Below are 23,093 nucleotides of genomic sequence, written 5' to 3'. Positions count from 1 at the left end.
GGATCGTCCCATGCGCCGTTCGAAAATCGTCTGTACTCTCGGCCCCGCGGTCGACTCCCACGAGCAACTGGTCGCCCTCATCGAGGCCGGCATGAACGTGGCCCGTTTCAATTTCAGCCACGGCAGCCACGCCGAGCACCAGGGCCGCTACGACCGGGTCCGGGCCGCCTCCGCCGAGACCGGTGTCGCCATCGGTGTCCTCGCCGACCTCCAGGGCCCGAAGATCCGTCTGGAGACCTTCGCCGAGGGCCCCGTGGAGCTGGTGCGCGGTGACGAGTTCACCATCACCGCCGAGGACGTGCCGGGCGACAGGCAGATCTGCGGTACGACGTACAAGGGCCTGCCCGGTGACGTCTCCCCCGGCGACCAGGTCCTCATCAACGACGGCAACGTCGAGCTGAAGGTCATCGAGGTCGACGGCCCCCGGGTGCGGACCGAGGTCATCGAGGGCGGTGTCATCTCGGACCACAAGGGCATCAACCTGCCCGGCGCGGCCGTCAACGTGCCGGCGCTGTCCGAGAAGGACGTCGAGGACCTGCGGTTCGCGCTGCGCATGGGCTGCGACCTGGTGGCGCTGTCCTTCGTGCGGGACGCGAACGACGTGCGGGACGTCCACAAGGTGATGGACGAGGTGGGCCGCCGGGTCCCCGTCATCGCCAAGGTGGAGAAGCCGCAGGCCGTGGAGAACATGGAGGACGTCGTGATGGCGTTCGACGGTGTGATGGTCGCCCGTGGCGACCTGGCCGTCGAGTACCCCCTCGAAAAGGTCCCCATGGTGCAGAAGCGCCTCATCGAGCTGTGCCGCCGCAACGCCAAGCCGGTGATCGTGGCGACCCAGATGATGGAGTCGATGATCACCAACTCCCGCCCCACGCGCGCCGAGGCGTCCGATGTCGCCAACGCGATCCTGGACGGCGCGGACGCGGTCATGCTGTCGGCGGAGTCCAGCGTGGGCGCGTACCCGCTGGAGACGGTCCGGACGATGTCGAAGATCGTCTCGGCGGCCGAGCAGGAGCTGCTCTCCAAGGGGCTGCAGCCGCTGGTCCCGGGCAAGAAGCCGCGGACGCAGGGCGGTTCGATCGCCCGTGCCGCCTGCGAGATCGCCGACTTCCTCGGCGGTCGGGCGCTGGTGGCCTTCACACAGTCCGGTGACACCGCCCGCCGGCTGTCCCGCTATCGCGCCTCGCAGCCGATCGTCGCGTTCACCACGGACGAGTCCACCCGCAACCAGCTGACGCTCAGCTGGGGCGTCGAGTCGCACGTCGTGCCGTTCGTGAACAGCACCGACGAGATGGTCGACATGGTGGACCACGAGATGGTCAGGCTCAACCGCTTCCAGGAGGGCGACATCGCGGTCATCACCGCCGGCTCGCCCCCCGGTGTCCCGGGCACCACCAACATGGTCCGGGTGCACCACCTGGGCGGCGGCTCGCGCGACTGACGCGAGGCGCGCACGTCCGGAACACACCGAGGGCGCCCCCTGGAGAAGGGGGCGCCCTCGGTGTGTTCCGCGGCTCCCGGTCGGGTCCTGTGAGCGTGCTGCGCCGAGCGGCCGCTCAGTCGGTCGTGTACTGGTGAAGGCCCGGCACGGTGAGCGTTCCGCCGAACTGGCCCGCCTGGACGACCTTCACCTTGGTGAAGTAGATCAGCGGGATGTTCAGCGGCGGCGGGTGCTTCGGGTCGAAGGTCACCGGGATCAGACCGAGCAGATTGCCGGAGATGCTCTCGGTGTACATGACCGTCTGGCCGTCACGGATCGTGGACGTGGTGCCCGAGCCGGCCTGCACGTGATAGGTCACGCCGGCCTGCTTGTCCTCGACCGTCTGGTGGAGGTCGCCGATGTCGGTGCCGTCGGAGATGACGTACTTCAGCACCTCCTTGACCGTGCCGTCGGCGGTCTTCACCTTGACGACGCCCTTGTAGTCGGCGCCCTTCAGCAGCAGCGAACTGGCGTTCAGGTACCAGGGGTCGTCGGGCAGCGCGGGGATGCCCTTCTCCACGCCGCTCTCGTCGTCCGTGGCGACCGGGCAGCCTTCCGTGTCCACGCTGTCGCTCGGCGACGGGCTGGGCGTCGAGGTCGCGTCGTCCGCGGCGTCCTCCGCGGCGTCCTCGGTGTCCTCGGCGGTGCCGGTGACGTCCTTGGCGGCGTCCTCGACCTTGTCGTCGTCGGCGGTGTCCTGTGTGTCCTTGCCGGCGTCCGCACCCGAGTCCGTCTCCTCGTCGGAGCCGGAGGTGTCCCCCGAGGCCGAGTCGGAGGGCGACGGGGACGGGGACGGGCTGGTGGACTCGGACGGCGTGGTGGTGTCCGTCTCCTCGTCGTCCGGCGTGAAGAGGTCCTCCAGCGCGCTGCCGATGTCCTCCAGCACGTTGCCGCTCGACTCGTCCGTGGCGGTGTCCGACGGCGTGGTCGCGGTGTCCGTGGCGGTCTTGTCGGTGTCGGTGGACGTGGAGTCGTCCGCCGCGTCCTCGTCGGAACCTGAATCCGACGAGGAGGAACCGCTCGAGTCCGAGCCCGAGGACGTGTCGTCGGAGGCGGAGTCGCCCGAGGAGTTGCCGGAGTCGTCCGTGGAGTCGTCCGAGGACGTGTCCTCGTCCTTGGCCTCGTCGTCGGTGGAGTCGGCGCTCTCCGAGGCGGACGCGGACGGCGTCGGGGTCGGCGAGGCGGAGCTGTCGGTGCCCTCCTCGGCGGCCTCCAGGGCCTCCACGCAGTCCTTGTACTCGTCGGCCGTGAGACTCAGCTTCGCCGGGTCCTCGGCGCGGGCGAGCGTCACCGTGGGCGTGAAGCCCATGCCCATGAGGACCGCCGTGGGCATCGCCGCCAGGGCTATCGCCTTGCCCGCCGGCATGTTCAGCCGGGTGAGAAGGGGCTTCTTGGGCGCCGCGTGCCGCGGTCCGGATCTCGCACGGGACTCTCCCACCGAAGTCCCGTGGGTCACCTCGTCAGCCGGCACTGTGCCTCCCGTTCGTCCCGTTCGTGGGGGTGGTACCTGACAGGTCGTCGCCCTCGCCGTGCGCCGCCCCGTTCACCGAACCCGCTGTCGCGGGCTCCGGGGCGTCGTCCTTGCGCAGGGTGACCGCACCTTGCTGTGCCGTGTTCTCAGAAGTCGTGTCCTGGGGGGCCGTGTCCTGCGGAGCCCGCGTCCGCGAAGGGGTCCGGTAGGTGGACGGCACCGCCGCCTCCTCGTGACCGGGCGCCCAGGCGATGGCCAGCGCACCGCCGATCAGCGCGAGCAGGAAGCCGAAGCCGAAGCCTCCGAGGTTGGAGACGGGGATGGACACGAGCGCCAGGAGGATCGCCGCCGTACCGGCGAAGGTGCGTACATGCCGCTGGAACCACAGGCTGACGCCGAGCACCACCAGCAGCACACCGATGATGAGGGAGCCCGAACCGCCCGTCGTCGCCATGGCGAGGGTGAGGTGGCCGATCTGCAGGTTCGCGTACGGGAAGTACATGATCGGGAAGCCGCTGAGCAGTACCAACAGGCCCGCCCAGAAGGGACGACTGCCCCTCCAGTCGCTGAAGCGCCGCCGGAGGACGCGGAGATAGTCTTCGTTCTGCCCCGTTGACTCGGCGCTCATGGACAACAGCTCCCTGGAACGGTGTTGCTGTGACAAGTTCACGTACGACACGTACGAGGCGCGCGTACGGAATTCACGTACGGACTGCGCGTGCGCGGCGAAACGCACGGCGGGTGGGACGGGCGGGCGAGGAAGCAGGCCCCCTCACCCGCCCAGGGAGTGCCTAGTAGCACTCCACGGTGCCCTTGTGGAGCGACATCTTCAGATTGCTCAGCTTGAAGGTTCCGGCGGTGGTGGCCCACGCCGTCTGCTTCACGTCGGTCAGCGTGGCCGAATCGGCCTGCTGGGCGAACCCGTAGGGGTTGGCCTGCTCCGAGCCACCCTTCATGCCCGGACCCTTGGTGGCGTCCTTGGCCGCCACACCGATGTCGATGCCGCGGAAGACGGCATCCGCCGAGAGGTCCTCGACGTCGATGTAGAGGTTCTCGGCCTCAACCTTCTTGCCACCGGTACCGGCGGTCAGCTTGAGGCTGACGCTACCGAGGAACGGGACACCCGGGGTGACGACCGACTGGCACATGTTGGTGATCGACGCGGACTTGAACGCCGAGACGGCGACGGGGTGAACCGTCTTCTCGCCCTTGAGGGTGTAGCCCTCGTCGAGCGCTCCGTACTGCGAGAAGCCCGTACCGTCGAGCTGGTCAGCCGTCACCTTGAACGACTGGCCCGACACACTGAACGACGCTGCGAGAGCACCCTGCGCGAGGGCGACACCTATCGCTGCCGTGGCGGCGACGCTGGGCACCATGACCACAGCGAACCGCTTCCATCTGGTCCCGCCACGCACCTGGGACTCCATATTTCCTCCTTCTCGGACGTACATCTCCTGTTACCGGCTCGCCCCTCAACGGCGGCTCAGCCGGGCAGGGATGGGAGAAGTGCTACGTCCTCGGGAAGGAGAGCGCCCGTACCCTTCAGGCGCGAACAGCGCCCGATTCACCGGCGATCACCCCCGAGCGACAACCACTGGTCGCGCCTGACACGCATCACGCACAACCTGCTGGACAGGCTCCGCCGTCGAGCGGAGACCCCCCTGCCCAAGAACGGGCGCCACTGTCGCCCGCTCTACTCGGTGGGGACCCAGAAAACCCGTTGACCCGACTGGTTGACGGGGTACGGGACAGGACCGAGCGTCGCCGATCGTGGTGCATTCTCGCCGCCCCCGCAAGGGGGGTCGTTACTGGCTAGTAACGGACGGATAACCGAACAACGACCCATCGGCATCGGCCAGCGACCCTGGGTGTTTTCGAGCTGGCCGACACAACGGACGACAGCCGGACAGAGTCCGACAGATCGACGACTTTCTCTTACTGCGAGTAACTACCAGTAACAGCGGCCGCGTTTGCCAAGATTTGGCAAAACGCGGCCGCGGTGTCGCTGTGTCGTCAAATCTCTCACTCGCGCACCACACGTCCCGGCACACCGGGACCGGGACCGGTCAGAACAACGCGCGTGCCAGCGACCGACGCGCCGCGGCCACCCGCGGATCGTCACCGCCGACCACCTCGAACAGCTCCAGCAACCGCACCCGTACGGCGTCCCGGTCGTCGCCCGCCGTGCGCCGCACCGTGTCGATGAGTCGACCGAAGGCGTCCTCGACATGCCCGCCGACGAGGTCGAGGTCCGCCGCCGCGATCTGCGCCCGCGCGTCATCGGGGTTCTCGGCGGCGGCCTTGCGCACGTCCTGCGGATCGGCGCCCTGCACCCGCTGCAGCAACTCGGCCTGCGCGAGCCCGAGTTTGGCCTCGCTGTTGCCGGGGTCGTCGCTCAGCACGTTCTTGTACGCCTGCACCGCACCGCCGAAGTCGCCCGCGTCCAGGGCGTGTACGGCGGCTTCGAGCAGGTGGTCGTAGGGGCCGGCCGGGATCTGCGGGGCCGCCGCCTCGACGGGGGCGGCGGACTCGGCGTCCGGGTCCACCACGAGGCCGGTGAGCCCGAAGCGCTGCTCGGCGACCTGGACGAGCTGGTCGAGGGTGTCGCGGATCTGCTGCTCGGGGGCGGCTCCCTGGAAGAGGGGCAGCGCCTGCCCGGCGACAACGGCGAAGACGGCCGGAATCCCCTGGATCCCGAACTGCTGCATCAACATCTGGTTGGCGTCGACATCGATCTTGGCGAGGACGAACTTGCCGTCGTACTCGACGGCGAGCCGCTCCAGCACCGGGCTGAGCTGCTTGCAGGGCTGGCACCACTCGGCCCAGAAGTCGATGACGACGGGCACTTCGGTGGACCGCTGCAGAACCTCGCTCTCGAACCCGGCCTCATCGACATCGATGACCAGGTCGGCCGGGGAGACCGCCCCTCCGCCGCCCTGCCGGGCCGATTCGGCGCGCGCCTGCTCCGCCTTCGCCTTGGCCTCCTGGGCCGCCTTCACCGCGGCGAGGTCGACGACTCCGCTCATGGACATGTTCCGTGGCTGCATGAGTACATCCTCCCCCTTCCGAGCACGCACGTGAAAAGCGTCCCGGGACACCCCGAGGCACGGACGCGGCCCCCGCTTCCGCTACGAGTCGTAGCGTAACTGTCCCGGGCGCCTCTCTGTACCCCTCATTACCCACTCCCCGGTGATCTGCCTCACGCCACGGCCCAGTACTTCGGGAACGGCCGGATATGGTCGGCGGATGCAGAGCCGCATCCCCGCCTCCCGCGCCACGGGCGGACGCCCGCGCAACGCCGCCGCGGACACGGCGATCCTGGCGGCGACCCGGGAGGCGCTGGTCGACCTCGGCTGGTCGAAGCTGACCCTGGGCGACGTGGCCACCCGCGCCGGTGTCGCGAAGACGACCCTCTACCGCCGCTGGGCCGGCAAGAACGAACTCGTCGTGGACGCGGTGGCCGAACTCTTCGACGAACTCCGGCTGCCCGACCGGGGCAGCCTGGCCGCCGACATCGAGGGCGTGGTGCTCCAGTTCGCGGCGATCCTGGCCCGCCCGGAGGCCAAGAGCGGTCTGATGGCGGTCGTCGCCGAGTCGACCCGCGACGACGCCCTGCGCGAACGTATCCGCGCCTCCATCGTCGACCGCCAGAAACGCCTGGTCCTGGAGGGCCGGGCGCGCGCCCTCACCCGCGGCGAACTCCCCCCGGAACCCGACCCCGCCACCGCCACCCGCACCATCGACCTCATCTTCGACGTCGTGGCCGGCGCGGTGGTCCACCGCACCCTGGTGAGCGCGGAACAGGCGGACGAGGACTGGGTACGCGACTTCACCCGCCTGCTACTGCACGGCCTGACCCCTCTTGGAGGGGCGCGGGGCGGAGCGAACCGACCCCCTCAGAACCCGGCCGGCTCCGTGTAGACCCCCCACTCCTCCCGCAGAACCCCACACACCTCCCCCAACGTCGCCTCGGCCCGCACCGCGTCGAGCATCGGCCCGATCATGTTCCCCCCACCCCGAGCGGCCCTCACCAACTCCCCGAGCGCCCCCCGCACCACCCCCTCGTCCCGCCCCGCCCTCCGCTCCCCCAGCACCCGAACCTGCTCCCGCTCCACCTCGTGCCCGACCCGCAGGATCTCCAGATCCCCGGTCACCGATCCCTCGTGCACATTGACCCCCACCACCCGCTTCTCCCCCTTCTCCAAGGCCTGCTGATACCGGAACGCCGACTCCGCGATCTCCCCCGTGAACCACCCGTCCTCGATCCCCCGCAGAATCCCGGACGTCATCGGCCCGACCGGATGCGTCCCGTCCGGCCGCGCCCGCGCCCCCCGCTCCTTGATCCGCTCGAAGATCCGCTCCGCGTCCGCCTCGATCCGGTCCGTCAGCTGCTCGACGTACCACGAACCCCCCAGCGGATCGGCCACGTTGGCGACCCCGGTCTCCTCCATCAGCACCTGCTGCGTCCGGAGCGCGATCTCCGCGGCCCGCTCGCTCGGGAGCGCGAGCGTCTCGTCGAGGGCGTTGGTGTGCAGGGAGTTGGTCCCGCCGAGGACCGCGGACAGCGCCTCCACGGCCGTACGCACCACGTTGTTGTACGGCTGCTGCGCGGTCAGCGAGACACCGGCGGTCTGGGTGTGGAACCGCAGCCACTGCGCCTTGTCGGTCCGGGCCCCGTACACGTCCCGCAGCCACCGGGCCCAGATCCGCCTGGCCGCGCGGAACTTGGCGATCTCCTCGAAGAAGTCGAGATGCGCGTCGAAGAAGAACGACAGCCCCGGCGCGAACACGTCGACGTCCAGCCCGCGGCTGAGCCCCAGCTCCACATAGCCGAACCCGTCCGCGAGCGTGTACGCCAGCTCCTGCGCGGCCGTGGCCCCGGCCTCACGGATGTGGTAGCCGGAGACGGACAACGGCTTGTAGGCGGGGATCCGGGCCGCGCAGTATTCCATCAGGTCCCCGATGAGCCTCAGATGCGGCTCGGGCGGGAAGAGCCACTCCTTCTGCGCGATGTACTCCTTGAAGATGTCGGTCTGGAGCGTGCCGTTGAGCACCCCGGGATCGACGCCCTGCCGCTCGGCGGCGACGAGGTACATGCAGAAGACGGGCACAGCGGGCCCGCTGATCGTCATCGACGTGGTGACGTCCCCCAGCGGAATCCCCTGGAACAGGACCTCCATGTCGGCGGCGGAGTCGACGGCCACCCCGCAGTGCCCGACCTCACCGAGCGCCCGCGGGTCGTCGGAGTCCCGCCCCATGAGCGTCGGCATGTCGAAGGCGACGGACAGCCCACCGCCCCCGTCGGCGAGGATCTTCTTGTACCGCGCGTTCGTCCGCTCCGCGTTCCCGAACCCCGCGAACTGCCGAATGGTCCACGTCCGCCCCCGGTACCCCGTGGAATACAGCCCCCGCGTGAACGGATACTCCCCCGGCCACCCGATCCGCTCGAACCCCTCGTACACATCCCCGGACCGGGGCCCGTACACGGCCTCCACCCCGTCCCCGGACAGCGTCGTGAAGTCCCCCACCCGCTTCCGAACCCCGTCGAACCGCTCCTGCCAGCGTCGACGTCCTTCTTCGATGGCGTCAGCGTCCATGACCCCGATTTTACTAGGACGTCCTAGTAAAGGGTCAGGACAGACCGCCATACGTGTCCGTACGGCGGTAGGGCCTAGCTAGGCCTTGGCGGTCGCGAGCGGGCCGTCCGCGATCTTCGCCTCCAGCTCGCGGCTGATCTTGCGCTCCACGAAGAAGGCCGCCGTCGGGATCGTGCCCGCCAGCAGCACCCACAGCTGCTTCTTGACCGGCCACTTCGCCTTGGAGCCGAGGTCGAAGGCGAAGACCAGGTACAGGACGTACAGCCACCCGTGCGCGAGGCTGACGACGTACGTGAAGTCCGCGGCTCCGTCCAGTTCGAGCACGTACTTGCCGATCATTCCCAGGGTCAGCAGGATCAGCAGGACACCGGTGACATAGGCCAGGACGCGGTAGCGGGTGAGCACGCTCTTTTTCATGGAGACGAGCGTAACCACCGGATTCGAACGATCATCGAGCGCCCCTCGGCGGCCGGATCAGCCCTCCTCGAAGTCCCCCGCCGACACGCGCAGGGGGCGGAGCATCGCGAAGATTTCCGCGCATTCCTCGGCGTCGTAGGTGCCGAGGCCGAAGTCCATGGACATCAGGTCGCGGGTGGCGGCGTCGCAGACCTCGCGGCCCTTGTCGGTGATGGAGGCGAGGGTGCCGCGGCCGTCGTTGGGGTTGGGGCGTTTGTCGACGAGGCCGGACCTGACCAGGCGGTCGACCGTGTTCGTCACGGACGTGGGATGCACCATCAGCCGCTCACCGATCTTGGACATCGGCAGCTCGCCCTTCTGCGAGAAGGTGAGCAGCACGAGGGCCTCGTAGCGCGCGAACGTCAGTCCGTACGGCTTGACCACCGCGTCGACCTCCGCCAGCAGAATCTGCTGGGCACGCATGATCGACGTGATCGCGGCCATGGACGGGACGTTTCCCCAGCGCTGCTTCCAGTGCTCGTCGGCGCGCGAGATGGGGTCGAAGGAGAGGCTGAGCGGCTTCGGCACGGCATCGACCTTACCGGCCGGTCACATGCCGGTCAGCCCCGTCTCGCGTTTCGATATCGATCGACGCCGCCCGGGACGCCCCCCGGCCGCGTCTCATCTCACCTGCACCCACTTCGCCTTCGACGGCATCCCCTCCCCGTCCGTCACGAAGAGCATGTACCAGCCGGGCGGCACGAGGTTCCGGTCGTCCGGTACGTCGACGGTGATCGAAGGGGCACCGCCCACACCCCGACCGGCGCGAGCGGGACCAGCAGGGCGAGGACGGCCCAGGTGCGCATGGCCGCGTGGGCGTGGCCGAGGAAGAACGACGCGATCAGGGACGCGGCGAGCACGGCCGCCCAGAACAGATGGATCCGGAAGGTCGACAGCCGGTCGGGGCTCGCGTCACCGCCCTTCGGCGTGACGACGAAACGGCAGGGCAGCCGGAGCACCGCGGCGCCCAGGGACTTCAGACAGACGGGCGCGGAGAGCGCCGACATCGCCATCCCGGCGAGCCCGCCCGACCCCTGCGGCTCGTGCGGCGGGACATTGTGTCTGCGGTTCCACGGATACAGCCCCACCTGGAGGGCCGCCGCGTCGCTGTAGAGCATCAGCCACACGGAGGCGGCGACCTGCGTCCCGGACGCCCCGAACCACAGGAACAGCACACAACTGACAATGCCCAGCAGCCAGTTGAGGGCCGTCATCGGGTAGTGGACGAGCATCAGCGTGTACGAGAAGAGACGCCCCCACGGCATGGTGAAGGGCGCCTTCCCGTACTGCTTGAACAGCGTCTCGTAGGTCCCGCGCGACCAGCGCATCTGCTGGACGAAGAAGTCCGTCCAGGACGCCGGCCCCTCCCCCACCGCGAGCACGTCGGGCGTGTACACGGACCGCCAGTGCCGCCCGGTCCCCGGGTTCCGGTGCCGGTGCAGTTCGAATCCGGTGGCCATGTCCTCGGTGATGGAGTCGTACAACCCGCCGACCCGCTTGACGGCCGCGACGCGTACGACGTTGTTGGTGCCGACGAACATGGGGGCGCGGTAGCGGTTCCCGGCGCGCTGGATGAGGGTGTGGAACAGGAACTGCTGCGATTCGGCGGCCTTGGTGACTGCGGTGACGTAGTTCCCCTACACCTGCGGGCCGACGACGAAGGCGACGTCCGGGTCGCGGAAGTACCCCAGCATCCGTTCCAGGAACGCGGGGAGCGGTACCTGATCGGTGTCGACGGAGGCGAAGAACTCGTACGCGTCGCCGTGCCGGGCGAGCCACGCGTTGTAGTTGCCGTGCTTGGTGCGGGCCTTGTGGACGCCCTTCGGCCGGTTCCACTCGGGCACCCCGCTGCGGGTGAAGTGCCGGACGCCGAGTTCCGCGCAGAGGGCCTTGGCCCGGTCGTCGTCGCCCTCGTCCAGGAGCCAGAGGTCGAGCGGGCCGTCGTGCCGGAGCCGGGTGGCGCCCTCCAGGGTGGCCCGGAGCATGGCGAGGGGTTCCTCGCCCGGGACATAGGTGGTGAGGAAGGCGACGCGGATGCCGGGCTCGGGGACGACGGGCACCGGATCGCGCGCGACCATCGTGGCGTGGGCGATGGACACGACGTTGACGAGCATGAACAGCTCGATCAGCCCGACGGCGACCAGCATGGTGACGTCGAGCCCGACGAGCCAGGTCGCCCCGCCCTCGCGCTCCACCCAGTGGGAGGGCCGGACCAGATGGACGAGGAGGGCGCCGGTCAGCAGCGGCGCCAGCGTCATCAGCAGGACCGCCCGTATGCGATGCGGCTCTTTCGCCAGAAGCTTGCGATACCGCACCCGATACGCCGGCCCGGCCACGTCCGCCTCCGTGAGCGGCCCGGCGAGTCTGCTGTACGTCTCGTAGTCGTATCCCTCCAGCCGCACGGCGCCCTCCGGTGATCGAACGAGTCGATACGTCCACGAAAGGGCCGATCGGGTGGCACGTCCAACCGCGTTGGGCCGAACGGGAGACCGGCGCCGAGTTCGGCCGGGCCCTCAAGGGACGCGGGGAACTGCGCGAACGGGGTCCGGGGCGGAGCCCCGAAGTCCTTGACGGGGGCCGAAGGGGCGCGCAGCCCCTGGAGGATGGGGCGGGTAGGGGCGGCGGAGGCGAGAAGGAACCCCTCAGCGCCCGACCGCCTTCCGCAGCTGATGCCGAACCGCCCGCTGCGCCACACTCCCCAGCCCCTCCAGCGCCGCCACCAACACCCCCAACTGCTCCAGCGCTCCCAGCGCCACCCCCGCCCCCACCGGATCAACCCCCTCGTACAACTCCAGCCCCACGAACGAGGCCGCCACCGCCCGCGCCAACCCCCGCGCATCGACGAACTCCCCCACCGGCGAGTCCACCAGAACCCGCCGCAACACCCCCTCCACCTCGTCGATCCACAGCTCCAGCCCCGCCGCCGTCGCCGCCGCCAGCCTCGGCTGGGTCTGCGCCCCCGCGAGCAGCTGCCCCAGCACGGCCACATGCCCCGCCGCCCGCTCCTCCTCGTGCATCTCCCGCCCGAAGGCCAGCAGTTCGGAGAGGGAGGTGACGGCCGCGAGCCGCTCCCGATGCCGGGCGACCCGCTGCTCCGCCCCGTACCGGCAGGCCGCCGCCAGGAGTTCGTCCACGGACCCGAAGTGGTAGAAGACGAGCGCCTGGTTCACCCCGGCGGTGGTGGCGATCGAACGGGCGGACGTCTTGGCGATCCCCTGCTCGACGAGGGTCCGCAGCGCGCCCTCCAGCAGCTTCACCCGGGTCGCCTCGCTCACGCCCGCGCCTCCTCGCGGACCGGCCGCAGCCCGGTCCGCACGCCGCGCACCCGGACGTCCTCGTACGACGCCGTGAAGGAGCCCTCGTAGCCGAAGAGCGGCCCGAAGTGCCGGTTCACCACCCGCACCCGGATCCGGAAACGCCCCGTCCGTTCGTCGAACCGCTCCCGCACCTCCGCCTCACCGCCGATGAGTGCGGGGACCCGGACGTCGACCGGGCCCTCCCGGAAGCGGTGTTCGCCGGAGCGGATCAGCAGCGACCCGTCGGACTCCGCGTGGAAGCGCAGTTCGCTGGCGAGGTGCTGGTGGGTGCCGAGGTAGTCGAGAATGCGGTCGCCCTTGGGGCCCAGCACCATCTGGGCGTCGAACCGGCGGGCCCGGCCGGGCAGATCGAAGGTACGCACGAAGGTCACCGTCTCACGGGCGAAGCCGTCGGCGTACGGCACGTTCTCGATGGTGAAGGAGACGTCCCGCCCCTCGCGCGGCACGAGGATGTTGCGGGTGCCGCCCAGCGCGAGGAACGGTTTGACCAGCCCCCGCCCGTGCCAGACGCGGTGCATCGTGCCCCGGCCGGTACAGGCCTCACCACTCGCCAGCCCGACCGAGAAACGGCGGCGCAGCTCGGGGTGCAGCCGCTCGAAGTCGGCGCCCATGACCGTACGGAAGATCGAGACCGGAGCGGGCCTCGGCGTCCTGTCGTCCATGCCGGTCATCCCTTCAGCGTCGCGAGCAGACGGGGCGCACGCGCGCGTGGCGGCGGTGTCCGCAGACAGCGGCGGGCGGACGGCGTGCCGGGCAGCGGCGGCACGATCAGCGCGGCCAGCACCGCCGCGACGGCCAGCACGGGCGTCGCGAACAGCGCCAGCGGGGCGAGCGGGCCCGCCGGGTCCACCAGCGCCCCGTACGCGAGCCCCGCGCAGGCGGCCACGACCGTCAGCGCGCGTACGGCCGTCTCGGCGAGCCAGCGGCGCAGGGCCCGTTCGGGGGTGATGTCCCGCTCCAGCCACAGCCGGAGGCGGTCGAAGGACCAGGCGGTGGCCCAGCCCATGAGCGGGCGGAACAGCAGCCGGTCGGCGAGCGCGCCGGGGCGGCCCCAGCGGGGGCGGTAGTCGTAGCCGGTGAGGAAGCGGACCCCTTCACCGGCCGGGACGTACCGCCAGTAGCCGCTGCCCTCGGCGAGCGGGGAGAGGGGGTGCGGCGAGGCGAACCGCAGGGCCGAGGTTCGGGTGCCGTCCGGGCGCTCCCTCTCGCCGGCCGAGATCCCGGTGCCGGCGACCGTCAGGCCGGGCAGGACGCGGGTGGCGTACCGGAAGCGCTGCGGTTCGCCCTCCACGCGCGCGAGGTGGGCGATCTCGGTGAAGCGGAGGTCCCAGCGCTGGTGCAGGGACGGTTCCTGGGTGCGGGCCCACAGGTCGTCCAGGTCCGCCCGTATCCGTGCCTCGATATAGAGCCCCATGCGCGTTCCCCCAGGTCGGCGATGTTTTTGAGCGAGTGCTCAATCCGCACGCCCCAGACCGTACACCGATTTGAGCGACCGCTCAAACAGTGGGCGCGAAAGAATCATGGGGGCACGAAAGAACCAGCGGGCACGGAAGAACCCCGGTCCAGAAGGACCGGGGCTCTCGTGGCCGCGTGCGGCGGCAGGGTCGGACGGTTACGCGCTCAGGTGGCGCTCCACCGTCTCCACCTTCGACGTGAGGCCGTCCGTCACTCCGGGGCGGATGTCGGCCTTGAGGACGAGGGAGACCCGGGGCGCGCGTTCCTCGACGGCGGCGACGGCCCGCCGTACGACGTCCATCACCTCGTCCCAGTCGCCCTCGATCGAGGTGAACATCGCGTCGGTGCGGTTCGGCAGGCCCGATTCACGGACGACCCGTACGGCGTCGGCGACGTACTCCCCCACGTCCTCGCCGACGCCGAGCGGGGTCACGGAGAAGGCGACGATCACGCTTTCACGGCCCCTTCGTCCGCGTCGCCGGCGCGGGGCGCGAACGTCGCGCCGACCGCCGCCTCGGCCTCGCGGCGCAGCTTGCGGTCGGCGAAGAAGCCGCCGGTCGGCAGGACGGAGAGGACGAAGTAGAGGGCGGCGGTCTTCAGGGACCACTTGGCGCGGTTCCAGGCGTCGGCCCAGAAGACCACGTACAGGATGAAGAGGATGGCGTGGACCCAGCCCATCACCGGCACCGCGTTGAAGTCCGTGGTGCGCTTGAGCACCGAGCAGACGAGCAGCAGCAGGAAGGAGACGGCCTCGGGGGCGGAGACGAGGCGCAGGCGGCGGAGGGCGGAGGCGGTCTTTATGTCCACGGGTCACCTTCGGTGGGGTCGGCGGGGCGAGTCCTCGCACCGCTGGTCGATCTTTGTGAACGGAAGCACAAGCGCCGCCCATTCTGACATCCGTCAACCCGCCGAACGCTCTAGGGGTCCCTTCAGGGTCGAGATCCCCCTCTGGGACCTGTCCTGTCCGGGCATCTGCCGGTTACCGTCCTCCCGTGGCAATGTTCCGACTTCAAGGCAGCAAAGTGCTGGCCGTCGACATGACCGGTGACGCCGTGAAGGCGAAGAACGGCTCGATGGTCGCGTACGACGGTCAGATGTCGTTCAAGAAGCTGAGCGGCGGTGGTGAGGGCCTGCGTGGCATGGTGACGCGGCGCCTCACGGGAGAACAGATGACGTTGATGGAGGTGACGGGGCAAGGGACCTGCTGGTTCGCGGACCGGGCCTCCGAGATCAACCTCGTGAGTCTTCAGGGGGACAAGCTGTACGTGGAGTCGAGCAATCTGCTCGCGACGGACTCCGGGCTGCGCACGGGCACGAGCTTCACGGGGCTGCGCGGCGCGACCCAGGGCAACGGCCTGTTCACCACGACCATCGAGGGCCACGGCCAGGCGGCGATCATGTCCGACGGCCCGGCGGTGGTGCTGCGGGTGAGCCGGCAGTACCCGCTGACGGTGGACCCGGGGGCGTACATCGCGCATCAGGGCAACCTCCAGCAGTCCTTCCAGTCCGGTGTGACGTTCCGCACGTTCATGGGCGAGGGCGGCGGCGAGGCCTTCCAGATCCGCTTCGAGGGCGACGGACTGGTGTACGTCCAGCCCAGCGAGCGCAACACGGTGGCGGGAGACGTGTGACATGGCCTTCCGCGAGATCAACTCGAAGATGATCGAGGCGACCGTGATGCCGGGCCAGCGGCTGTTCAGCCAGCGCGGCGCGATGCTCGCCTACAAGGGCGAGGTCTCCTTCACCCCCAACACGCAGGGCGGTCAGGGCGGTATCGCGTCGATGATCGGCCGCCGGGTGGCGGGCGAGGCGACCCCGCTGATGACGGTCGAGGGCAGCGGCACGGTCCTGTTCGGGCACGGCGGTCACCACATCCAGGTGATCAATCTGACCGGCGAGACCCTCTACGTCGAGGCCGACCGGCTGCTGGCCTTCGACGGCACCCTCCAGCAGGGCACGATGTTCATGGGCTCACAGGGCGGCGTCATGGGCATGGTGCGCGGCCAGGTGACGGGCCAGGGCCTGTTCACCACCACCCTCAAGGGGCACGGCGCGGTCGCGGTCATGGCGCACGGCGGGGTCATCGAGGTCCCGATCACCCCGCAGCGCCCGGTCCACGTGGACCCGCAGGCGTATGTCGCGCACCACGGCGACGTACGCAACAAGCTCTCCACCGCGCTCGGCTGGCGCGACATGGTGGGTCGGGGCTCCGGCGAGGCGTTCCAGCTGGAGCTGAGCGGCAGTGGTGCGGTGTACGTCCAGGCCTCGGAGGAGAAGCTGTGAGCATGTACGGGGCTCCGGGCGCCGGCCCGACCGTCCACGACCCGATGACGCTGCCGTCCGACGACAACGTCAACAACTACACCTTCTGCGTGGAGCTCAAGGGGAGCCAGTGGTTCCTGCAGAAGGGCAAGATGATCGCCTACTACGGCCAGATGGAGTTCAACGGCATCGGGCACGGCCGGCTCGGCGGTCTCGTCCGCTCGTCGTTCCATTCGCCTCTGCACGCGAGCGACTGGGTGGTGGCCGAGGGCTCGGGCAAGATGCTCCTCGCCGACCGGGCCTTCGACGTCAATTCCTATGACCTGGAGGAGGGCAACCTGACCATTCGCTCGGGCAACCTCCTTGCTTTTCAGCCAAGTCTCGCGCTGAAGCAGTCGATCGTTCCGGGCTTCCTGACCCTCATCGGCACGGGCAAGTTCGTGGCGGCCTCCAACGGCCCGGTGGTGTTCATGGAACCCCCCATCCGGGTCGACCCGCAGGCCCTGGTCGGCTGGGCCGACTGCCCCTCGCCGTGCCACCACTACGACCACGGGTACATGCAGGGCCTGATGGGCGGCCTACGTGCGATGACGGGCCTCGGCGGCGCCTCCGGCGAGGAGCACCAGTTCGAGTTCGTCGGGGCGGGCACGGTGCTGCTCCAGTCCTCCGAGACCCTCATGGCCGAGCAGGCCACGGGCACGGTCCCGCACGAACCGGGCGTACCCGGTGGCGGCGGGGTACCCGGTCACCACGGACAGCCGGCGGGCGCACCGCGCCTTCCCGGACAGCTGGGGGACCTCCAGCGTCGCTTCGGGCTGTGAGCGGTAGTCTGCGGAGTGTGACATCGAACGTGTGCGCGTTGTCATGCACCACTGAACCCTCACTAGTTCACCTTTCAACTTTTTAGGTAGACTTCATTCATGGAGACCGAAACGGCCACGCGCTGGCTGACCGATACGGAGCAGTGCGCCTGGCGCACCCATCTGGACGTCAACAGGCTGCTGACTCACCAGCTCGAAAGGGACCTGCAGCCGTTCGGCCTGACAATGAACGACTACGAGATCCTGGTGAACCTCTCCGAGTCGGAGGGCCGGAGGATGCGGATGAGCGACCTCGCCGCCGCCACCCTCCAGTCCAAGAGCCGGCTCTCGCACCAGGTCACCCGGATGGAGAACGCGGACCTGGTGCGCCGGGAGAACTGCGAGTCCGACCGGCGCGGGCTGTTCGCCGTGCTGACGGAGCACGGCCTGGAGACGATGCAGCGGGTGGCTCCGCATCATGTCGCCTCCGTGCGGCGGCACTTCATCGATCTGCTGCCGGAGGAGGGGTTGGAGGAGCTGCACAAGTCGTTGGGGCCGATCGCGGATCACCTCCGCAGCCACCGCGGTAAGCCGTAGCGCTCCGCCTGGTCGGCCGAGGGAGCGCCGGGGGACTGCGGGTTCGGTTTCGGCCGCGGGTACGTCGTGGCCGGTCGCGCAGTTCCCCGCGCCCCTGGCTCTACCGGGGTAGCCGTAGCTCGAACAGCGCGCCTCCGCCGGGGGCGTCGCCGATCGTCAAGGTGCCTCCGTGGCGGGTGGCGATGTCTCTCGCGATGGCCAGGCCCAGGCCCGCGCCGCCGTCGTCCCTCGCCCGGGAGTCGTCGAGGCGGACGAAGCGTTCGAAGACACGGTCGCGGTCGGCGGGCGGGATGCCGGAGCCGTCGTCCGTCACCTGGAGGACGGCCCAGTCGGGGATCGTGCGCAGGGTGACCTCGACGCGGTCGTGGGCGTGGCGGGCGGCGTTGTCCAGCAGATTGCCGAGGACGCGGCAGACCTGGTTGCGCGAGCCGCGCAGGTCGACGGATTCGACGCTGTCCAGTGTCACCCCGGCCCGGGACGCCACCTCCTGCCGTACGACCTTCGCCAGGTCGAAGCGCGCGTCCGGCGGCGGGCGTTCGCCCGCGTCCAGACGGGCGAGCAGCAGCAGGTCGGCGGCGAGGCTCTGGAGCCGTACGGTGTCCTCGACCGCGCCCTCCAGATCGAGCAACTCCGGGTGCGCGGCGCCCACTTCGAGCTGGGTGCGCAGGGACGCGATCGGGCTGCGCAGCTCGTGCGAGGCGTCCGCGACGAAGGCGCGCTGCCGCTCCACCGAGGTCTCCAGCGCGGCCAGCGTCTCGTTCGTGGTCCGCGCCAGCCGGGCGATCTCGTCGTGGGTGTCCGGCTCGGGGACGCGGCGGGAGAGATCCTCGGAGGCGGTGATGGCGGCCATCTCGGAACGGATCCCCTCGACCGGGCGCAGGGCCCGCCCGGTGACGACGTACGTCACCCCGCTGACGGTCAGCAGCAGCAGCGGCAGCCCGATGAGCATCGTCGTCAACGCGGTGCCGACGGCGTCCTCCTCCGTGGCCAGCGGGGCGCCCGCGTAGACGGTGAGCGGCACGCCCGCCGGGGTGACCACGTCGACCCCGGCGAACCGGTAGTCCGCGGTCTCCCCCTCGACGGTCGCGGTGCCCTCGCCGTACCAGGTCTCGTCGGCGACCTCGGTGGCGCGCAGCTTCCCCTCGTCCTCGGCGTCCCGGTCGCCCTCGGCCGAGTCGTCGGCGTCGTCGTTGGTCTCGGAGTTCAGCCGGTCCGAGGCGACGGAGGTCACGTCCATGCCCTCGACGTCCTCGCCGACCGCGACGGGCTTGTCGTCCCGGTCCAGGACCTCGACGGGGTTCTCGTCGCCGTCCGGCAGCACGAGCTTGTCGTAGGCGAACCCGTTGGCCAGCGCCGAGGCCGCGTTGCGGGCCACGGAGTCGGCCTCCGCGTCCGCCTTGTCGATGAGGGTGACCCGTAGCGAGAACAGCACGGCGGCGCCCGCCGCGACCAGGGCGACGGCGACGACGACGGTCGCGGCGAGGGTCGCGCGGGCCCGCACCGAGCCGAGCAGGCGCTTCACCGGCGGACCTCCAGCCGGTATCCGGCCCCGCGCACGGTCTTGATGAGCGTGGGGCCGAGCTTGCGGCGCAGGGTGCTGATGTAGACCTCGACGATGTTCGGGTCGCCGTCGTACGCGAAGTCCCAGACGTGCTCCAGGATGTCGGCCTTCGACACGACCTCACCGGCCCGCAGGGCGAGCTGCTCCAGGACGGAGAACTCCTTGGTGGTGAGGGTGATCTCGTCCTCGGCGAGGAACACCCGCCGGGCCGCGGTGTCGACCTTCAGCTCGCCGACCTCGTAGACGGGCGAGGCGCCGCCCGACGGGCCGCGCCGCCGCAGCAGCGCCTTCACCCGGGCGACGAGGACGACATAGCTGAACGGCTTGGTCAGATAGTCGTCGGCGCCGGTGTCGAGTCCCTCGGCCTCGTCGTACTCGCCGTCCTTGGCGGTCAGCATCAGGATCGGCACGTCGTGGCCGGCGGCGCGCAGGGCGGCGCAGACGCGGTAGCCGTTCATGCCGGGCAGCATGATGTCGAGGATCACGAGGTCGTACGACCCCTCGCTCGCCCGGTGCAGACCGTCGGTGCCGTCGTGGACGACGTCCACGGCGTAGCCCTCGGCCGTCAGTCCCTTGGCCAGCGACACCGCGAGCCGCTTCTCATCTTCCACGATCAACAGGCGCATGCGTCCAGCTTGGCAAACCCAACCTGAAGCGGTCTTCAGGGTGCTTCAGGTCCGCTTCAGCGTCACTCCGCCAGATTGGTCCACGTCGAAAGCAGACGAGGCGAACAAGCCCGGCAAACCGGCCGCAACCTGGAGGAACCCCATGAAGCGCAACATCGTCATCGCCACCATCACGGCCGTCGCCCTGATCGGCGGTGGCACCGCGACCGCCATCGCGGTCTCCGGTGACGACGAGGCGCCCGCGAAGAAGACCGTGTCGGTGTCGAACGACGACAACGACCGCGACGACGTCGACAACGACGTGAACGACACCGACGACACCGCCCAGGACAAGGCGGAGGACCAGGCCGAGGACCGGGCCGCCCGTGACACGGACCAGGACGCCGAGGACAAGGCCGAGAACGCCGCCGAGGCGAAGGCCGGCCAGGTCACCGCCGCCGACGCGATCACGACCGCGCTGAAGGCCAAGTCCGGTACGGCCGTCTCCGCCGACCTCGACGACGAGGGCACGAACCTGGTGTGGGACGTGGACGTCCTGACCTCCGGCGACAAGTGGTTCAGTGTCCAGGTCGACCCCGCCACCGGCAAGGTCCTCGGCACGCACGCCGACCGGGACGACGACGGTGACGACGCCGCCGAGACCGCGCGGATCCGGGCCGCCCTCAAGGGCAGCTCCGTGACCGCCGCGGAGGCCGCGGAGGCCGCCGCCGCCAAGGGCACGGTGACCTCCGTCGACCTCGACGAGGAGAGCCGCGACCAGGCCTGGGAGGTCGACACCACCGCCGCCGACGGCACCGGCAGCGACTGGAGGGTCGACCTCACCTCCGCCAAGCTCACGGCCGACCGCTCGGAAGACTGACCCACCCTCCCGAAACCACTCCTCCCTCCCCCCACAGGTAGGGGCACCCGGCACCGGGTGCCCCTACCGCCCGTTCCGCCGCGGTTCCCCGACCCGCTCCACCCCGCTCTCCCCCGCCCCCGCCGGACGGGCCCGCCGCCTCCCCGCCGCTCCCACGGCGATGGCCGTGAGCAGGGCCGTGCCGCCGGCCAGGGTGAAGCCGAGGGTCGGGGAGACGTGGGCGACCAGGAGGCCCGAGCCGGCCGCGCCCGCCGAGATGCCCGCGTTGACGGCCGTGTTGACCCAGGCTCCGGACCGGGTGCGGGCGCCGGGCGCGGCGGAGGCGTCGGCGACCAGATAGGCCGTGGTCAGGGCCGGGGCGACGAAGAGCCCCGCGCAGACGACGGCACCGGTGAGCACGGCCGGGTCCGGGGCGAACCCGGCAGCGGCGAGGGCGACGCCCAGGCCCGCCGTCAGCAGTGCCAGCCGGACGCGGGCCCCGGAGCGCCACTCGACCGCCCCATAGGCCAGGCCGCCCACCGCGCTCCCGGCGGACAGCGCGGCGAAGATCCAGGCCACGACGTCGTCCCCGTGCCCCCGCTGCTCGGCGAAGGCCAGCACCAGCAGGTCGAGCGCGCCGAGCGCCAGCCCGACGCCACCGGCCGCGACGACGGGCGCCACGATCCCGGCCACCCCGCGCGACGCCCTCTTCCCCTTGCGATCCTTCGGCACCGCGCCACTGCCCGGCATCCGCGCCACGGCCGGGGAGGTCACGAACCCGAGGGTGCCGGCCACCACCAGCACGGCACCCAGTGCCACGGCAACGGCCGGAGCGGCGAACTGCACCACCCCGCCCACCACCAACGGCCCCGACACGAACAGCAGTTCCTCCGCGACGCCGTCGAGGCTGTACGCGCGCCGCAGCAACCCCCCGTCCGAGGCGGCGAGTTCGCTCCACACCGTCCGCATCGTCGGCCCGAGCGGCGGCGTACACGCGCCCGCCGCCACCGCGACCGCCCCCAGCACCGGGCCCGACGCGCCCGGCCGCCAGCTCGCCACCGCCAGCGCGCCGAGCAGCACGGCGTACAGCGAGGCCATCGGCAGCAGCGCCCGGCGCGGGCCGTACCGGTCGACGAGAGCCGCCCGAGCGGGCGACAGGAACACACTGGTGGCCCCGAACAGGGCCATCACCGTCCCGGCGACGGCGTACGACCCCGTCGCGCGGCTGACGGCGAGCAGCACGGCGATCGGCACCATGCCGTAGGAGAGCCGGCCGACGAGTACGGCGGCGAAGGTGCGGCGGGCGTACGGGATGCGGAGCACCGCGGCGTACGACGGCCGCGGAGAGGTCGCGGACATGCGGAAAGTTCCTCACTCGGAGGCGGAAAGGGGGCACCGGTGTGGGGGCCTGCCTCTACGCAAAGTGAAGGAACATGCGGCCAAGCTAGCAGCCGGCGACGGAACTTGGGGGCGAAGGTTCGATGGCGGGTGCGGGTGGGCGGGGGCTTCTCGCGCAGTTCCCCGCGCCCCTAAAAGATCAGGCCCCGCGGGCCTGAAAGAGCACGGCCCCGCGCCCCTGAAAGAGCACGCGGCGCAGCCGCTGCTTTTCAGGGGCGCGGGGAACTGCGCGAGAAGCCCCACCGGACCCGCACCCGAAAACGCAGCCCCGTCAGCCCCCTGTCAGCCCCGCCACCAGTTCGTCCGCCGCCCGGTACGGATCCAGCTCCCCCGCCACGATCCGCTCGGCCAGCAACGACAGCCGCCGGTCACCATGAAGGTCCGCGATCCGCGACCGCAGCGCCGTGACCGCGATCGCCTCCACCTCACGAGAGGCCCGCGCCCGCCGCCGCTCGACCAGCACCCCCCGCTCCTCCATCCACGCCCGGTGCTTCTCCAGGGCCTGCACGACCTCGTCGATCCCCTCGGCCCGCGCCGCCACCGTCTTGACGATCGGCGGTCGCCAGTCCCCGGGCTTCCGGGACTCCCCGAGCCCCAGCATGTGGTTCAGCTCCCGCGCGGTCGCGTCGGCCCCGTCCCGGTCCGCCTTGTTGACGACGTAGACGTCCCCGATCTCCAGGATCCCGGCCTTGGCCGCCTGGATGCCGTCCCCCATCCCGGGGGCGAGCAGCACCACGGACGTGTCCGCCTGGGAGGCGATCTCCACCTCGGACTGCCCGACACCCACCGTCTCGACCAGGATCACGTCACAGCCCGCCGCGTCGAGCACCCGGATGGCCTGCGGGGCGGCCCACGCCAGACCCCCCAGATGCCCCCGCGTCGCCATCGAACGGATGTACACCCCGGAGTCGGAGGCATGGTCCGACATCCGAACCCGGTCACCGAGCAGCGCGCCCCCGCTGAAGGGCGACGAGGGATCGACCGCGAGTACCCCGACCCGCTTCCCGGCCCTCCGGTACGCGGTCACCAGCGCCGACGTGGACGTGGACTTGCCGACCCCGGGCGCCCCGGTGAGGCCGACGACGTACGCCCCGCCCGTGAGCGGGGCCAGCGCCGCCATGACCTCGCGGAGCTGCGGGGACGCCCCCTCCACCAGGGAGATCAGCCGGGCGACGGCCCGGGGCCGCCCTTCCCTGGCCTGTGCCACCAGCGTGGGGACGTCCTGCATCACAGCT

The 23,093-nt window shown here is 70.5% G+C and carries 23 protein-coding genes and 2 pseudogenes; 7 read left to right on the top strand and 18 right to left on the bottom strand.

Going from position 1 to position 23,093, the window contains the following annotated elements; all coding sequences use genetic code 11:
* Positions 1 to 10 precede the first annotated feature (10 nt).
* Positions 11 to 1,441 carry a pyruvate kinase gene (gene pyk, locus F9278_RS34120; RefSeq protein ID WP_152171735.1) on the top strand — a complete coding sequence of 477 codons (1,431 nt, stop codon included), beginning with the start codon at positions 11 to 13 and terminating at the stop codon, positions 1,439 to 1,441.
* Positions 1,442 to 1,556: 115 nt separating this feature from the next.
* Here pyk and F9278_RS34115 read toward each other — a convergent pair whose 3' ends face one another.
* From F9278_RS34115 to F9278_RS34095, 4 genes are all read right to left on the bottom strand, one after another.
* Positions 1,557 to 2,951 carry a hypothetical protein gene (locus F9278_RS34115; RefSeq protein WP_193241753.1) on the bottom strand — a complete coding sequence of 465 codons (1,395 nt, stop codon included), beginning with the start codon at positions 2,949 to 2,951 and terminating at the stop codon, positions 1,557 to 1,559.
* Complete coding sequence (locus F9278_RS34110) at positions 2,941 to 3,579, bottom strand: DUF6114 domain-containing protein (RefSeq protein WP_152171733.1); 639 nt, start codon at positions 3,577 to 3,579, stop codon at positions 2,941 to 2,943. The genes F9278_RS34115 and F9278_RS34110 overlap by 11 nt, the downstream gene beginning before the upstream one ends.
* Before the next feature lie 163 nt (positions 3,580 to 3,742).
* Positions 3,743 to 4,378: a DUF6230 family protein gene (locus F9278_RS34105; RefSeq protein ID WP_152171732.1), complete on the bottom strand. Its 636-nt coding sequence runs from the start codon at positions 4,376 to 4,378 to the stop codon at positions 3,743 to 3,745.
* Positions 4,379 to 5,017: 639 nt separating this feature from the next.
* Positions 5,018 to 5,998, bottom strand: coding sequence for a tetratricopeptide repeat protein (locus tag F9278_RS34095; RefSeq protein ID WP_152171731.1), 981 nt, complete (start codon positions 5,996 to 5,998; stop codon positions 5,018 to 5,020).
* A gap of 199 nt (positions 5,999 to 6,197) precedes the next feature.
* On the opposite strand from F9278_RS34095, the gene F9278_RS34090 reads away from it, so the two are divergent.
* Positions 6,198 to 6,872 (top strand): TetR/AcrR family transcriptional regulator, encoded by a 675-nt coding sequence (locus F9278_RS34090; protein ID WP_152171730.1) that lies wholly within the window; start codon positions 6,198 to 6,200, stop codon positions 6,870 to 6,872.
* On the opposite strand, the gene F9278_RS34085 is transcribed toward F9278_RS34090, so the two are convergent.
* The 10 genes and pseudogenes from F9278_RS34085 to F9278_RS34040 all read right to left on the bottom strand — a co-directional run bounded on the left by F9278_RS34085 (position 6,848) and on the right by F9278_RS34040 (position 14,583).
* Positions 6,848 to 8,548: an acyl-CoA mutase large subunit family protein gene (locus F9278_RS34085; protein WP_152171729.1), complete on the bottom strand. Its 1,701-nt coding sequence runs from the start codon at positions 8,546 to 8,548 to the stop codon at positions 6,848 to 6,850. The genes F9278_RS34090 and F9278_RS34085 overlap by 25 nt on opposite strands.
* Before the next feature lie 78 nt (positions 8,549 to 8,626).
* Positions 8,627 to 8,965: a DUF3817 domain-containing protein gene (locus tag F9278_RS34080; RefSeq protein ID WP_152171728.1), complete on the bottom strand. Its 339-nt coding sequence runs from the start codon at positions 8,963 to 8,965 to the stop codon at positions 8,627 to 8,629.
* Positions 8,966 to 9,022: 57 nt separating this feature from the next.
* A complete protein-coding gene (locus tag F9278_RS34075) occupies positions 9,023 to 9,532 on the bottom strand; it encodes a MarR family winged helix-turn-helix transcriptional regulator (protein ID WP_152171727.1) in 510 nt (169 codons plus the stop codon).
* 93 nt (positions 9,533 to 9,625) lie between these two features.
* A pseudogene (locus F9278_RS47580) lies at positions 9,626 to 9,733 on the bottom strand (galactose oxidase-like domain-containing protein); the annotation flags it as partial.
* 20 nt (positions 9,734 to 9,753) lie between these two features.
* Positions 9,754 to 11,406 (bottom strand): annotated as a pseudogene (locus F9278_RS34065) (glycosyltransferase family 2 protein); the annotation flags it as partial.
* 240 nt (positions 11,407 to 11,646) lie between these two features.
* Positions 11,647 to 12,279, bottom strand: a complete 633-nt coding sequence (locus F9278_RS34060) for a TetR/AcrR family transcriptional regulator (protein WP_152171725.1) — start codon at positions 12,277 to 12,279, stop codon at positions 11,647 to 11,649.
* A complete protein-coding gene (locus F9278_RS34055) occupies positions 12,276 to 12,992 on the bottom strand; it encodes a DUF4166 domain-containing protein (protein ID WP_226967074.1) in 717 nt (238 codons plus the stop codon). The genes F9278_RS34060 and F9278_RS34055 overlap by 4 nt, the downstream gene beginning before the upstream one ends.
* Positions 12,989 to 13,735: a hypothetical protein gene (locus F9278_RS34050; protein WP_152171724.1), complete on the bottom strand. Its 747-nt coding sequence runs from the start codon at positions 13,733 to 13,735 to the stop codon at positions 12,989 to 12,991. The genes F9278_RS34055 and F9278_RS34050 overlap by 4 nt, the downstream gene beginning before the upstream one ends.
* Before the next feature lie 198 nt (positions 13,736 to 13,933).
* Positions 13,934 to 14,227 (bottom strand): MTH1187 family thiamine-binding protein, encoded by a 294-nt coding sequence (locus F9278_RS34045; protein WP_152171723.1) that lies wholly within the window; start codon positions 14,225 to 14,227, stop codon positions 13,934 to 13,936.
* Positions 14,224 to 14,583 carry a DUF3817 domain-containing protein gene (locus F9278_RS34040; RefSeq protein WP_152171722.1) on the bottom strand — a complete coding sequence of 120 codons (360 nt, stop codon included), beginning with the start codon at positions 14,581 to 14,583 and terminating at the stop codon, positions 14,224 to 14,226. Before F9278_RS34040 ends, F9278_RS34045 begins: the two co-directional genes overlap by 4 nt.
* A 191-nt stretch (positions 14,584 to 14,774) precedes the next feature.
* On the opposite strand from F9278_RS34040, the gene F9278_RS34035 reads away from it, so the two are divergent.
* The 4 genes from F9278_RS34035 (at position 14,775) to F9278_RS34020 (ending at position 17,435) form a co-directional block, all read left to right on the top strand.
* Complete coding sequence (locus F9278_RS34035; RefSeq protein ID WP_152174298.1) at positions 14,775 to 15,407, top strand: AIM24 family protein; 633 nt, start codon at positions 14,775 to 14,777, stop codon at positions 15,405 to 15,407.
* A 1-nt stretch (position 15,408) separates the two neighbouring features.
* A complete protein-coding gene (locus tag F9278_RS34030) occupies positions 15,409 to 16,059 on the top strand; it encodes an AIM24 family protein (RefSeq protein WP_152171721.1) in 651 nt (216 codons plus the stop codon).
* A gap of 2 nt (positions 16,060 to 16,061) precedes the next feature.
* Positions 16,062 to 16,859, top strand: coding sequence for an AIM24 family protein (locus tag F9278_RS34025; RefSeq protein ID WP_152174297.1), 798 nt, complete (start codon positions 16,062 to 16,064; stop codon positions 16,857 to 16,859).
* A gap of 99 nt (positions 16,860 to 16,958) precedes the next feature.
* Complete coding sequence (locus tag F9278_RS34020) at positions 16,959 to 17,435, top strand: MarR family winged helix-turn-helix transcriptional regulator (RefSeq protein WP_152171720.1); 477 nt, start codon at positions 16,959 to 16,961, stop codon at positions 17,433 to 17,435.
* 100 nt (positions 17,436 to 17,535) lie between these two features.
* Here F9278_RS34020 and F9278_RS34015 read toward each other — a convergent pair whose 3' ends face one another.
* Complete coding sequence (locus F9278_RS34015; protein ID WP_152171719.1) at positions 17,536 to 18,957, bottom strand: sensor histidine kinase; 1,422 nt, start codon at positions 18,955 to 18,957, stop codon at positions 17,536 to 17,538.
* Positions 18,954 to 19,622, bottom strand: coding sequence for a response regulator transcription factor (locus F9278_RS34010; protein ID WP_152171718.1), 669 nt, complete (start codon positions 19,620 to 19,622; stop codon positions 18,954 to 18,956). The genes F9278_RS34015 and F9278_RS34010 overlap by 4 nt, the downstream gene beginning before the upstream one ends.
* 142 nt (positions 19,623 to 19,764) lie before the next feature.
* Here F9278_RS34010 and F9278_RS34005 point away from each other — a divergent pair, with 142 nt between their 5' ends.
* Positions 19,765 to 20,481: a PepSY domain-containing protein gene (locus F9278_RS34005; RefSeq protein ID WP_152171717.1), complete on the top strand. Its 717-nt coding sequence runs from the start codon at positions 19,765 to 19,767 to the stop codon at positions 20,479 to 20,481.
* Between the two features lie 63 nt (positions 20,482 to 20,544).
* On the opposite strand, the gene F9278_RS34000 is transcribed toward F9278_RS34005, so the two are convergent.
* Together F9278_RS34000 and meaB are read right to left on the bottom strand one after the other, a co-directional pair.
* Positions 20,545 to 21,819, bottom strand: coding sequence for an MFS transporter (locus F9278_RS34000; protein WP_152171716.1), 1,275 nt, complete (start codon positions 21,817 to 21,819; stop codon positions 20,545 to 20,547).
* 310 nt (positions 21,820 to 22,129) lie between these two features.
* A complete protein-coding gene (gene meaB, locus F9278_RS33995; protein WP_152171715.1) occupies positions 22,130 to 23,086 on the bottom strand; it encodes a methylmalonyl Co-A mutase-associated GTPase MeaB in 957 nt (318 codons plus the stop codon).
* Between the last annotated feature and the right edge of the window lie 7 nt (positions 23,087 to 23,093).

Origin of the sequence: Streptomyces phaeolivaceus (assembly GCF_009184865.1) — a bacterium.
Classification (GTDB): domain Bacteria; phylum Actinomycetota; class Actinomycetes; order Streptomycetales; family Streptomycetaceae; genus Streptomyces; species Streptomyces phaeolivaceus.
This window is presented reverse-complemented; position numbering and strand designations above follow the sequence as displayed.